Origin of the sequence: Plantibacter sp. CFBP 8804, assembly GCF_014841225.1 — a bacterium.
GTDB classification, from domain to species: domain Bacteria; phylum Actinomycetota; class Actinomycetes; order Actinomycetales; family Microbacteriaceae; genus Plantibacter; species Plantibacter auratus.
Genome location: NZ_JACYTU010000002.1, coordinates 60,607 through 72,971, shown reverse-complemented (window position 1 = coordinate 72,971; position 12,365 = coordinate 60,607). Strand labels below are relative to the sequence as shown.

Sequence of the window (12,365 nt, the reverse complement as noted above, 5' to 3'; positions counted from 1 at the left end):
CCTTCGGCGCGCCCGTGGCACCGACGAAAGGAACCGCAATGACGCACGACCTCTCCCGCCGGACCGTCCTCCAGGGCGCCGGCCTCGGGGCGCTCGCCCTGTTCGCGAGTGCCGGCACACCCCTCGCCGCACAGGCGCAGACCACCGCACAGGCGCAGGCCTCCCTCAGATCGGTGTTCCACATGACGCCGCCGTCGGGGTGGCTCTGCGACCCGCAACGACCGGTGTTCACGAACGGCGCGTACCAGCTGTACTACCTGCACTCCGGCCAGAACAACGGCCCGGGCGGTTGGGATCACGCGACGACGACCGACGGCGTCGCCTTCACCCACCACGGGACCGTCATGCCGCTGCAGCCGGACTTCCCGGTGTGGTCGGGATCCGCCGTCGTCGACACCGCGAACACCGCCGGTTTCGGGGCGGGTGCGGTCATCGCCCTCGCGACGCAGCCCACGGACGGCGTCCGGAAGTACCAGGGGCAGTACCTCTACTGGTCGACGGACGGCGGCTTCACGTTCACGATGCTCCCCGACCCGGTGATCGTGAACACCGACGGACGTGCGGCCCAGACCACGGCGGAGATCGAGAACGCCGAGTGGTTCCGGGACCCGAAGGTCCACTGGGACGCGGCCAGGAACGAATGGGTGTGCGTCATCGGCCGAGCGCGCTACGCGGCCTTCTACACCTCGCCCGACCTCACGACGTGGCAGTTGCAGCACAACTTCGACTTCCCGAACCACGACCTCGGCGGCATCGAATGCCCGGACCTGTTCCAGATGCGAGCGGGTGACGGCAGCTGGCACTGGGTGCTGGGCGCCAGCATGGACGCCTACTCGATCGGCCTGCCGATGACCTACGCCTACTGGACGGGCACCTGGGACGGGACGCGGTTCACGGCCGACGACCTCACCCCGCAGTGGTTGGACTGGGGCTGGGACTGGTACGCCGCCGTCACCTGGCCGAAGGCGGAGTCGCCCGACGACCGCCGGCTCGCGATCGCCTGGATGAACAACTGGAAGTACGCGGCCCGCGACGTCCCCACCGACGCCTCGGACGGCTACAACGGCCAGAACTCCGTCGTCCGGGAGCTGCGACTCGAGGCCCAGTCCGGTGGTCGGTACAGCCTGCTCAGCTCGCCCGTGGACGCCCTGGCCGGGTATGCGACCTCGACTGTCTCCCTCCCGGACCAGACGGTCACCGGGAGCGCCGTCCTGCCTTGGAGCGGCCGGGCGTACGAGATCGAGCTCGACCTCACCTGGGACACCGCGACCAACGTCGGTCTCTCCGTCGGGCGCTCGGCGGACGGCTCCCGACACACCAACATCGGGAAGGCCGGGGCCGAGCTCTACGTCGACCGCGCACCGTCCGACCTGGCCGGCTTCTCGCTGCTGCCGTACACGCGTGCCGCAGCACCGATCGACGCGGCTGCACGCTCGGTCCACCTGCGGGTCTTCGTCGACACCCAGAGCGTCGAGGTCTTCGTCAACGCCGGTCACACCGTCGTCTCGCAGCAGGTGCACTTCGCCGAGGGCGACACGGGGATCTCCCTCTACACCGATGGCGGGCCGCTGACCGCCTCGGGGATCACGATCCGCGAGTTCGGCACGGCGATCTGAGGCGAGCGCACGCATCCATACGTCAGGATGGACGGATGGATCTCCAGAGCCTTGTCGAACACGGACGTTGGACGACGGCCCCTGCGGCGGTGACGACGGAGCCGGACGGTTCCCTGCTCATCACCGCCGTCGAGGGAAGTGACGCTTGGCGGCACACCTCCTACGGTTTCGTCCACGACACGGAGCACGCGCTGATCGCGCCGATGCCGCGACGGGCGGCGATCGAGGTGTCGTTCGTCCTCGACGGCTCCGAGCAGTTCGATCAGGCCGGCGTGTTCCTCCGCGCCTCCGAGTCGACGTGGATCAAGGCCGGGGTCGAGGTGTCCGACGGGGTCGCCCAGCTCGGTGCGGTCGTCACGCACGGGACCTCCGACTGGTCGGTGGCGCCGGTCCCCGACTGGCTTGGACGAACGGTGACCGTGCGCGCGAGCCGCGACGGCGACGCCGTGACCGTGCGCGCCCGGGTGGACGACGAGGACTGGCGACTGGTCCGCGTCGCCCACCTCGACCCGGAGGCCGACGTCGAGGCGGGACTCTTCTGCGCGGCCCCGACGCGGGCCGGCCTCACCGTGCGGTTCACCGCCGTCCAGCTCGGTCCGCCGGACGACGCGCTCCACGGCTGACGGTCCGCGCGGTCGCGGCATTGCGTTCCGCGAGCTGCGCGAACGCGGTGACGAGCTCGGGCGGCTCGAGGACGTCGATGTCGGAGTCGAAGCGGTTCAGGGAGGCGGCGAGCGCCACCCACGACCACGCGCCGGCGGTGTAGCGCGTGCGGTCCGGGCCGAGGGGCTCGGCGGTGCCGTCGCCCACGAACGGTCGGACCGCCTCGAACGGCAGGTGGAGCACGACGGTGCCGACACAGGGCCAGGCGTCGGTCTGCTCGGATCCCTTGAACCTCGCCGCCACGAAGGTCTGCACATCTCCACCTGGCAACTCACGCGGACGGAATCGCGGCCCGGTCGGCGTCCTCGGCGCGATGCGGTCGGCGCGGAAGATCCGCCAGTCGTCGCGGTCGAGGTCCCAGGCCACGAGGTACCAGCGCCCCTGGGAGGTGACCAGGTGGTGTGGCTCGACGCGCCGGGGAGGTACCGGATCGTCGTCGGATCGCCCGAACCGGAGCACCTCCCGCGCGCTGATGGCGGCGGACAGCGCGAGGAGGACCGGCACGGCCACCTGCGGGGTCGGTCCGTCGCCTGAGCGAGGCACCGAGGTGACGTCGAGGGCGTCGAGTCGATGGCGCAGCCGCGACGGCAGGACCTGTCTCACGGTCGTCAGTGCTCGGAGCGCGGGTTCCTCGAACCCGGATCCCGCGACGGCCGCGGTCTGGAGGGCCATGGTGAGCGCGACGATCTGCTCGTCATCGAAGAGCAGCGGCGGGAGCTCGCTCCCGGCGTCGAGGTGGTACCCGCCGTCCGGCCCCATCGTGGCCTCGATGCGATACCCCATCTCGCGGAGCCGGTCGACGTCGCGTCGGATCGTGCGGTGACTGACGTCCAGCCGGTCGGCGAGCAGGGCACCCGGCCAGTCGCGCCGCGCCTGCAGGAGCGAGAGCAACTGCAGGAGTCGGGAGGTCTGTGAGGCCATGGTGCGAGCGTAGTCCGAGTGCAGGACACCAGCTGTCCTAGATGCTTGGGACAGTGGTGCTCGACCGGGAGGAGCCCGGCACGACTCGAGGAGCACGCATGAGCATCACGACCACGACCCACCTCAACTTCCAGGGCGACGCCCGCGCTGCGCTGGAGTTCTACCAGTCCGTCTTCGGCGGGCGGACGACGATCGCGAGCGACAGCGACTTCGGGATGCCGAAGGACGCCCCGGGTGCCGACCTGGTCGTCTTCGGTCAGGTCGAATCCGAGGACGGCTTCCGGGTGATGGCGTACGACAGCCCCGGAGCTCCGGCGGCGTCACTGATCGGCACTGGAACGACCCGCCGCGAGCACGGGACGACGGTCACCGAGCAGTCCTGTTTCGTCGCGGTGCGTGGCGAGACGCTCGCGGAGGTCGAGGTGTTCTGGAACCGACTCGTCGTCGGAGGTTCGATCGTCGAGGAGCTCGCAGCGTCCGCCTGGAGCCCCGGCTTCGGCATGGTGACGGACCGGTTCGGCGTCACGTGGGTGCTCGACGTCGCGGCGGCCGGCTGAGGCGTTCGCGCACGTCCTGCGAGACGGAGAACGGGCCGGTGCGGACATCTCGTCCGCACCGGCCCGTTCCGGTCGTCAGGTTGCGACTCAGCGCACCGTGTCGAACCGCTGACCCTCGGGCTTCGAGGGCAGGAGGAAGAGGACGAACAGGATGAGGCCGCCGACCGACGGGATGAGCGAGAGGAAGTAGAACGGGCCGGGGAAGTTGGCGTCGTGCAGGCGGCGCCAGGCGATGGCCAGGTTCGGGACGATGGTCGCCAGTCCGATGAGGCAGAGGAGCACGAAGCCCGTCAGGATCAGCGGAGCAGCCTCGGGGATCTCGAGGATGCCGGGCTGGGTGTAGTACGTCCGTGCGCCCGGGCTGCTGTCGAACACGACGGCCTCGCGCTGCGCGGCAGCCGATGTCGCGCCGATCAGGAAGCCCGTGAAGAAGAGGATGTTCGGGATGAGCGCGACGAGGAAGACGAACAGCGTGGCCCACCAGTACTCGCTCCGCGAGGCGCGGCCGGTGAAGGTCGCGTACTTGCGGAGGTAGCGCTTGATGGCCTGCGGGAAGGTCGCCCCGTAGAGCGGGAGCGTCAGGTCCTCCGGGGAGGCGGCGCCGCGGATCGGAGCGGACGCGTACGGCTGCCCGTACGTCGGCGTCGCGGGGTATTCAGGGGTGGTGTTGGAACTCATGGTGTCTTTCGATCGAGGTACACGGTACTGAGATCCTGGCATAACACTGGACCACTCAAGAACAACTTGCGCGACCGACCGACTTCGGGCATGCTCCGCGGCATTGTTCCCGGTCCCTGAGCCTGTCGAAGGGCACCCGAGGAACCACGCGCTCCGGTGATCTCCTCCCGGTCCCCGAGTCCGTCGAAGGGCACACGAGGAACCTCTGCACTTCGACAGGCTCGGTGACCAGGAGCGGCATGCCGGACCACTCCCGTCCGGGAGGAACCTCGTCCGCTCCCTGAGCCTGTCGAAGGGCGCACGAGGAACCTCCCGAATCCGGCACTCTTCCACCGCTCCCTGAGCCCGTCGAAGGGCACACGAGCGACCGCCCGAATCCGGTGATCCTCCACCGGTCCCTGAGCCTGTCGAAGGGCACACGAGCGACCGCCCGAATCCGGTGATCCTCCACCGGTCCCTGAGCCTGTCGAAGGGCACACGAGAATCTCCCACAGCCGCTCCGACTCACCATCTGGAATGTCAGTGGTCCATGGTGGACTGGTTCCATGACCGAGACCACCCTCACCGCGACCCGCGTCGGCGATGACTACGCCGCGCAGCTGGCGGAGTTCTCGGACGAGTGGACTGAGATCCACCGGCAGCAGGCCGTCCTCGACGCACGCAAGGCGCGCCTCCTCGCCCGCTCCGCCGCTTACGCCGACGCGTTCGCAGACGCTTCCGTCCCGGCCATCTTCCCGCCGGCCGAGCGCCGGGCGCTCTCTCGCCGGTCGACCTGCGCGGCTCTCGCGATGGCGACCCGAATACCGGAGCGGACGATCCAACGTGCGACCAACGACGCCGAGCGCCTCGTGAACGACGCACCAACCGTACTCGCGTCACTGGAGGCCGGCCGCATCTCGGCGCGGCATGCGCAGGTGATCACCGACCAGCTCTGCGACGTCCCTGCTGCTGGGCGGGCGGTGTTCCTCGAGCAGGTGCTGCCGGTCGCCGAGAGTGCGACCGTCTCGTACCTCCGGCAACACGCCCGTGTCCTGCGCGAGCGCCTCCACCCCGAATCGATCACCGCCCGAGCGGTCCGCTCCGAGGCCGACCGCCGGGTCGAGTTCGAACCGGCCGCCGATGGCATGGCCTGGGTGCACCTGTTCACCACCGCGCCCATCGCGCAGGGCATCGCCGAGCGGATCGAGGCGGCCGCGGCGGAGTCACGTAACGCCGGTGACACCCGCACGTGCGCCCAGCTGCAGGCAGATGCCCTGGCGGCGCTCGCACTCACTGGCGTGACTCCGGAAGATGTGATGTCGAGCCCGGTGCTCCCACACCCGATCGAGGTCCAGGAGCATATCAAGCCCACGGTGCAGATCACGGTCCCGGCGCTCAGCATGGCCGGCGTCTCCGACGCACCCGGCATGCTCGACGGCTACGGTCCGATCGATCCCGAGACCGCCGCCCGGCTCGCGGTCAATGCACCGAGCTTCACCAGGATCCTCGTCCAGCCGGAAACCGGCGCGGTCTTGTCGGTCGGGCGGAATCAGTACCGGGTTCCCGCTGACCTCCAACGGGCGGTGCGACTTCGGGACGGCACCTGTCGGGCGCCAGGCTGCGGCAGGCGAGCCCGAGCGTGTGACCTCGACCATTCGGTCGCCTGGCAGGACGGCGGCGCAACAGATGTCGGCAATCTCGCCTGCCTGTGTCGACATCACCACCGGATGAAGCACCTCCCCGGGTGGAACCTCGACCACAAACCGGGCGGCGTCCTCGACTGGACGACACCCGACGGCAAACACCACCGCACAGAACCGGATCCCGCACCGTTCTGACTTGCCTCGGCGTACGCAGATCGAAGGGTTCCTCGTGGGCACTTCGACAAGCTCAGTGACCGGGAAAGGTGCGCCCGGAACGATGAGGCATCCTCGTGGGCACTTCGACAAGCTCAGTGACCGGGAAAGGTGTGCCCGGAACGATGAGGCATCCTCGTGGGCACTTCGACAAGCTCAATGAGCGGAAGAGGTGTGCCCGGAACGATGAGGCGTCCTCGTGGGCACTTCGACAAGCTCAGTGAGCGGAAGAGGTGTGCCCGGAACGATGAGGCGTCCTCGTGGGCACTTCGACAAGCTCAGTGACCGGAGAAGGTCCACCGGGAACGCCTGGGTCCCTGAGCCTGTCGAAGGGCAGCTGGGTCGTGACACCTCGGTGAGCCGGAGACACTCACCGGGAACGATTCGGTCCCTGAGCCTGTCGAAGGGCAGCTGGGTCGTGACACCTCGGTGACCGGAGGAGGCCCACCAGGGGTGCGCCCGGCCCCTCTGCCGGCCAGAGCGCGCTCCGAGCCGCACCACGTCTGGGAAAACGCTTGCCGAGCGGGCGCTCGCACCGGTAGCCTCGTCCGGAACCCCACCCGGAAGGTCGCGATGCTGCGCCGAAACGACACCTCCACCATGCCGATCGTCGTCAACGACAACGCCGCCTGGTGCTGGTTCCAGGACGAGCGCGCACTCGTCGATCCGACCTCGAACCTGCTCGTCGTCGGCTCGATCGCGTCGACGGGCGGCGTCGACGGCGAGCAGCGCGGCGGCAACGTCGAGGTCACCGTCGTCGACCTCAGCACCGGCACCGCCGACATCGTCGTCCTGCACGAACGCCTGGAGTCCGACGACCACGACGTCCCGGCCCTCTGGCGGCGGCGCGACGGGCGCTGGCTCGCGATGTACACCCGCCACAAGACCGACGACCTCACCCGCTGGCGCATCAGCGAACCACACGACCCACGCCGCTGGGGGCCCGAGCACACGTTCGACTGGAGCGCCTACACGGGCGGACTCGGCGTGACCTACTCGAACCTCCACGAACTCGACGGCCGCCTGTACTGCTTCGCCCGCGCCGTCAACGACGACCAGTGCGCGCTCGTGTCGGACGACGACGGCGACACCTGGAACTACGCCGGCAAGCTGTTCACGCGGCCGAAGGTCGGCTACGTCAACGGCTACACGCGCTACGTCTCCTCCCCCGGTCGCATCGACCTCATCACCACCGACCACCACCCGCGCGACTACGACAACAGCGTCTACCACGGCTTCCTCGACCCCGATGGGCTCCACCGAACCGACGGCACCGTCGTCGACCCGCATCCGTTGCGTGGCGACGCACCCTCGCAGGTCGAGCTCACCACTCTCGTCGCCGCCGGCTCACGAATGCCCGACGGCGCCAGCTGGGCCGGCGACCGACTCTCCCACTGCTGGACCGTCGACGTGCGACGAGCCCCCGACGGCACCGTGGCCGCCGTCGTCTCCGCCCGCGCCGACGACGGACCAGCGCATCCGGACGAGGCGACCGAACGACTCCGGCCCGTCCTGGACCACCGGTTCCTCTTCGCCCGCCTCACGCCCGGCGGCTCCTGGCAGGTACACCCACTCGCCCTCGCCGGCCCCGGCCTCCTCCCGCACGAGCAGGACTACACCGGACTCGTGGCGATCGACCCGGACGACCTCGACTCACTCTACGTCTCGACGCCGATCGATCCCCGAGACGACCAACCGCTCGCCCACCACGAGATCTTCCACGGTCACACCGACGACGACGGGGCGACCTGGGCCTGGACGCCCGTCACAGAGGACTCCGACGTCGACAACCTGCGGCCGATCGTCGCACCCGGCGACCCCTCGGCCGTCTCGCTCCTCTGGTTCCGCGGGGACATGGCGAGCTCGCAGGGCTACCGGTGCGAGGCCGTCCTGCTCCGGCTGCCACGCACCGGGTGACGACCGGTCACTCGGGCCAGGACACCTCGCCACTGAAGTCCGGGTGCTTACGGAGGTAGGCCTGGATGAAGGGGCAGTACGGCACGATCGTCAGTCCTCGCTCGACCGCATCGTCGAGCGCCGCGGCGGCGAGGACGCTGCCGAGCCCCTGCCCACCGAAGTCCGGATCGATCTCGGTGTGGGTGAAGAGGATGCGACCAGGTTCCTCCTGGTACCCGGCGATCCCGGCGACGCGCTCCCCCACGAGGATCTCGTACTCGTGACGCTCGTCGTTGCGGACGACCTGCGGGCCGTCCTCGGGTGTGCTCGATGTCGACATCGGGGCTCCCTTCCGTTCGTCCCCCACTGTACGTCGAGCGATCCGTCATGTGCTGTTTACGCAGCGGCCGATTCCGCAACGTGCCGGAAACACGCGCACAGGCCATCGGAAACACGCCGGTGTCACGCTGGGCGCACCCGACGCGCTCCAGCCGCGTCCCTGCGGAGAGGCACCTCGAATGGATCAAGGAAACACAGCGTTCATCCTGATATCAGCGGCACTCGTGCTGCTCATGACACCAGGGCTCGCGTTCTTCTACGGCGGCCTGGTCAAGGCGAAGAGCGTCATCAGCATGATGATGATGAGCTTCGGCGCACTCGGCCTCATCGGCGTCCTCTGGGTGCTCTACGGGTACGCGATCGCGTTCCCCGGCTCCGAAGGCACCGTCGCCCCCTGGGCGATCGACACCGGGAACATCGGCCTGACCGCCGCCCTCGAGACGCCTGAGGGAGCGGCCTACCCGCCACTCGCCTTCGTCGCCTTCCAGGCGACCTTCGCGATCATCACCGTCGCCCTCGTCTCCGGCGCCATCGCCGACCGCGCGAAGTTCGGATCCTGGATGATCTTCGCCGGCATCTGGGCGACCGTCGTCTACTTCCCCGTCGCGAGCTGGGTGTTCAACTTCGGCCTCGCCGACGACGGCAGCTTCGCCTACGGCGGTTGGATCACGCACGGCCTGCAGGACGTCTTCGGCGTCGGCGTCATCGACTTCGCCGGTGGTACCGCGGTCCACATCAACGCCGGTGCGGCAGCGCTCGCCCTCGCGCTCGTCCTCGGTCGTCGTGTCGGATTCAAGAAGGGCGCCTACGTCCCCCACAACCCGCCGTTCGTCCTCCTCGGCGCCGGTCTCCTCTGGTTCGGCTGGTTCGGGTTCAACGCCGGTTCGGAACTGGCGGCCGACGGCACCGCGGCACTCGTGTTCGTCAACACCATCGCGGCCCCGGCAGCAGCCCTGCTCGCCTGGCTCGTCGTCGAGAAGATCAAGGACGGCAAGCCGACCTCCGTCGGTGCCGCGTCGGGTGCCGTCGCCGGTCTCGTCGCCATCACCCCGGCGTGCGGTTCGCTGCACCCGATCTGGGCCATCGTCCTCGGTGTCGTCGCCGGCGCGGTCTGTGCGCTCGCGATCGACCTGAAGTTCAAGCTCGGCTTCGACGACTCGCTCGACGTCGTGGGCATCCACCTCGTCGGTGGTCTCATCGGCACCCTGTACCTCGGCTTCTTCGCCAACGGCACCGGCCTCTTCATGGGTGGTGACGCTTCGCAGCTGCTCGTCCAGGCGATCGCCGCGTTCGCCGTCCTCATCTACTCCTTCGTGCTCGCCTTCATCATCGGCTTCGCGATCGAGAAGACGATCGGGTTCCGCGTGAAGAACGAGGACGAGATCGCCGGCATCGACACCGTGGTCCACGGCGAAGAGGGCTACATCCTCGTCGACGACAAGGCCTGATCCACCGATCTGAACGACCTGCCCGACCCGACCCGACGAGGACGAGATGCGCGGAGCAGCTGGACCCGAACCGGCTGCCACCCCCGCTCATCTCGTCCTCGTCGACGTCGCGTCACGACCACCGGCCGACCCGGGCCCGCCCCGGCTCGTCCGGTTCGCCGACCTCGTGCGGCAACCACTCGACCGCGGCCGAGGTAGCGTGCGAGACGTCTGGACGAGCACCGACGTCGACCGCCGCATCCGCTGGCGCCTGCAGGTCGTCGAGCTCCGTGACGCCGCCGGACTCATCGCCGCTCCCGACGACATGAACCACGCGATCGTCGGCTTCGCCGGCCCACAGGTCGCGGTCCGCGCGGGCGGGAACGAGCTGAACGGCCCCGGACGCATCCTGCACCGCGATGAGGTCCTGACCGTGCGCGAATCCTCGGTGCGCCTCTCGAGACCGCGGCTGCGGGCTTCGGGGTCGAGCTCGATGATCCTGTTGAGTTACAGCACCTCGGAGGACCCTCCGACGCTGAACTTCGAGCAGCCGGACACCGCGCACGATCCCGCCGACGGCCTGCGGATCACCCTCGCCCTGCGCGGTCCGATCCGGCGCGGCGAGGGCGAGGTGCCGCAGGGTGCCGCCCTCGTCTCTGCGCCGTTCGCCGTTCCGCCGCGCTACCGCTGACCGGCGGAAGCCTGGATCGCCGCACGGCGCGCCTGTGCACGCTCCGACCTGCCACGGGCGGCCATCACCAGCATCATGACGCCTGACCCCCCGAGGATGACGGTGAGGACCGCTCCGAGGCCCGTCATCCACTCGCCCTCGCCCCCATAGCCCTCGACGACCGCCGCCCCCGGGTCTGTCGCCCGGTACACGATCACGACCTCGTCGCCGACGGACGGCCGGTCGCTGATGTCCCAGGACTCCCACACCGAGTGCACGACGTCGTCGGTGGACCGGTAGTCGACCCGGAAGTCCAGGTCGGAGGCCTCGACACCGTCCTGCACCTCGGTGATCGTGCCGGTGGTGCGCGTCCCCGTCTCCAGCAACTGGTCGTCCGCCAGCCGGAGGCCGACGCCGATCGCGATCATCACCGGACCGACGAGCAGCATGCCCAGGATCAGCGCGACGACGCCGAGACGGTTGCGGGTGGGATGCGACGCCGCGGCGGCAGGTTGCTTCTGGAGGTCCACCCGCCCATCTCAACACACGAGCGGTCAGGCCGACGCCTCCGACGCACCGGTCCGGCCGTCGGCGAACCGCTGTCGCGCGTGCTGCTGCCGCGACCCGACGGGCACCGCCTCGGTCGCCGCGGGCAGCCCCATGGACGGGGTCGACACGTAGATGCTCTCGGCGCGATCGACGAGGAACGTCTCGTGCCAGACGCCGACGGCCTTCGGCGCGGACCGGGCGCGCTTGTTGAACCGAGACCAGGCAGGCCGATGGGCGGAGGCCGGCGCTGACGCGTAGGCGTAGAGCTTGTCGATCGACGACCAGTACTGGACGAGGTACGGGCCGCTGGAACCGAGCAGGATGTGCGAACCGAGGAGCCCGGACTCCGGGTCGGACATGAGCTCCTGCAGCATGCGCGGCATGTCGCCGAAGATCGGGAGCCACTTGTCCACCCGCCACCACTGGTTGATGGTCATCCCGATGTGGAACACGACGAGCTCACCCTCGTGACGATGAGTGATTCGGCCGACGACGACGCGTGACATAGACTGCTCCTGTTCGATAGTGACGCTATCCAAGTTGGATAGTAGCACTATCCAGACGAGGGGGACAGGATGAGGATCTCGGAACTCGCGGCGGTGTCCGAGGTGCCGGTGGCGACCATCAAGTACTACCTCCGCGAGCAACTCCTCCCGGAGGGCGAGCGCACCTCGGCGACCCAGGCGAGCTACGGCGACGCACACGTGTCCCGGCTCCGCGTGATCCGCGCGCTACTCACCGCCGGCGTGAGCATCGCGGAGACCCGCAACGTCGTCGCCGCGCTGGACTCACCGCCGGCGGGCCCCTACGACCTCCTCGGCGTCGCCCACACCGCCGTCACCCCGCGCCCGAGCGGTCCGGTCGACACGACCCGCGCACTGGAGCTCTACGAACGACTCGGCGGCATCGAGGCGCAGTGCGATCCCGGACTCCTCGCCGGCCTGGCCGGGGCCTTGGACACCCTGGAACGAGCCGGCTTCACCGTGCCACCCGCGGTGCTCGACCGCTATGTCGACGCAGCGCGCAGCATCGCCGAAGCCGAGATCGACGGCATCCCGGCGGACTCCCCCGAGCTCGCGGTGCAGTACATCGTGCTCGGCACCGTGCTCACCGAACCGCTGATCCTCGCCCTCCGTCGGGCGGCTCAGCAGGTGGTGTCATCGGAGCGGTTCGCCGGGACGGAAGACCCGGCGCCCCAGCTATCCTGACGCTCA

Annotated in this window: 13 protein-coding genes; 8 read left to right on the top strand and 5 right to left on the bottom strand. The window is 69.3% G+C overall.

Annotation, left to right across the window (positions count from 1 at the left end; genetic code table 11):
* The first annotated feature begins 38 nt into the window (after nt 1-38).
* Together IFU11_RS05785 and IFU11_RS05780 are read left to right on the top strand one after the other, a co-directional pair.
* Nucleotides 39-1,616 carry a glycoside hydrolase family 32 protein gene (locus IFU11_RS05785; protein WP_192018431.1) on the top strand — a complete coding sequence of 526 codons (1,578 nt, stop codon included), beginning with the start codon at nt 39-41 and terminating at the stop codon, nt 1,614-1,616.
* Between the two features lie 35 nt (nt 1,617-1,651).
* On the top strand, nt 1,652-2,239 hold the full coding sequence (locus IFU11_RS05780; protein ID WP_192018430.1) for a DUF1349 domain-containing protein: 588 nt from the start codon (nt 1,652-1,654) through the stop codon (nt 2,237-2,239).
* Here the strand turns inward: IFU11_RS05780 and IFU11_RS05775 are convergent.
* Complete coding sequence (locus IFU11_RS05775) at nt 2,193-3,200, bottom strand: helix-turn-helix transcriptional regulator (protein WP_192018429.1); 1,008 nt, start codon at nt 3,198-3,200, stop codon at nt 2,193-2,195. The genes IFU11_RS05780 and IFU11_RS05775 overlap by 47 nt on opposite strands.
* Nucleotides 3,201-3,298: 98 nt before the next feature.
* Here IFU11_RS05775 and IFU11_RS05770 point away from each other — a divergent pair, with 98 nt between their 5' ends.
* Nucleotides 3,299-3,757, top strand: a complete 459-nt coding sequence (locus IFU11_RS05770) for a VOC family protein (protein ID WP_192018428.1) — start codon at nt 3,299-3,301, stop codon at nt 3,755-3,757.
* Between the two features lie 87 nt (nt 3,758-3,844).
* On the opposite strand, the gene IFU11_RS05765 is transcribed toward IFU11_RS05770, so the two are convergent.
* Nucleotides 3,845-4,435, bottom strand: coding sequence for a DUF805 domain-containing protein (locus IFU11_RS05765; RefSeq protein WP_192018427.1), 591 nt, complete (start codon nt 4,433-4,435; stop codon nt 3,845-3,847).
* Between the two features lie 545 nt (nt 4,436-4,980).
* Here IFU11_RS05765 and IFU11_RS05760 point away from each other — a divergent pair.
* Nucleotides 4,981-6,252 carry an HNH endonuclease signature motif containing protein gene (locus IFU11_RS05760; protein ID WP_137243499.1) on the top strand — a complete coding sequence of 424 codons (1,272 nt, stop codon included), beginning with the start codon at nt 4,981-4,983 and terminating at the stop codon, nt 6,250-6,252.
* Between the two features lie 591 nt (nt 6,253-6,843).
* Nucleotides 6,844-8,187 carry a BNR-4 repeat-containing protein gene (locus tag IFU11_RS05755; RefSeq protein ID WP_244631683.1) on the top strand — a complete coding sequence of 448 codons (1,344 nt, stop codon included), beginning with the start codon at nt 6,844-6,846 and terminating at the stop codon, nt 8,185-8,187.
* A gap of 7 nt (nt 8,188-8,194) precedes the next feature.
* Here the strand turns inward: IFU11_RS05755 and IFU11_RS05750 are convergent, their stop codons facing one another.
* Nucleotides 8,195-8,506 carry a GNAT family N-acetyltransferase gene (locus IFU11_RS05750; protein ID WP_192018426.1) on the bottom strand — a complete coding sequence of 104 codons (312 nt, stop codon included), beginning with the start codon at nt 8,504-8,506 and terminating at the stop codon, nt 8,195-8,197.
* A gap of 178 nt (nt 8,507-8,684) precedes the next feature.
* Between IFU11_RS05750 and IFU11_RS05745 the strand changes: the two genes are divergently transcribed.
* Together IFU11_RS05745 and IFU11_RS05740 are read left to right on the top strand one after the other, a co-directional pair.
* Nucleotides 8,685-9,953, top strand: coding sequence for an ammonium transporter (locus IFU11_RS05745; protein ID WP_137243501.1), 1,269 nt, complete (start codon nt 8,685-8,687; stop codon nt 9,951-9,953).
* A 46-nt stretch (nt 9,954-9,999) separates the two neighbouring features.
* Entirely contained in the window at nt 10,000-10,623 is a 624-nt protein-coding gene (locus tag IFU11_RS05740; RefSeq protein ID WP_137243502.1) for a hypothetical protein, read from the top strand.
* Here the strand turns inward: IFU11_RS05740 and IFU11_RS05735 are convergent.
* Together IFU11_RS05735 and IFU11_RS05730 are read right to left on the bottom strand one after the other, a co-directional pair.
* Nucleotides 10,614-11,132, bottom strand: a complete 519-nt coding sequence (locus IFU11_RS05735) for a DUF3592 domain-containing protein (RefSeq protein WP_192018425.1) — start codon at nt 11,130-11,132, stop codon at nt 10,614-10,616. The two genes, IFU11_RS05740 and IFU11_RS05735, sit on opposite strands and share 10 nt — an antisense overlap.
* 24 nt (nt 11,133-11,156) lie before the next feature.
* Complete coding sequence (locus tag IFU11_RS05730; protein ID WP_079002952.1) at nt 11,157-11,657, bottom strand: DUF4188 domain-containing protein; 501 nt, start codon at nt 11,655-11,657, stop codon at nt 11,157-11,159.
* 69 nt (nt 11,658-11,726) lie between these two features.
* Here IFU11_RS05730 and IFU11_RS05725 point away from each other — a divergent pair, with 69 nt between their 5' ends.
* On the top strand, nt 11,727-12,359 hold the full coding sequence (locus IFU11_RS05725) for a MerR family transcriptional regulator (protein ID WP_137243504.1): 633 nt from the start codon (nt 11,727-11,729) through the stop codon (nt 12,357-12,359).
* Nucleotides 12,360-12,365 lie beyond the last annotated feature (6 nt).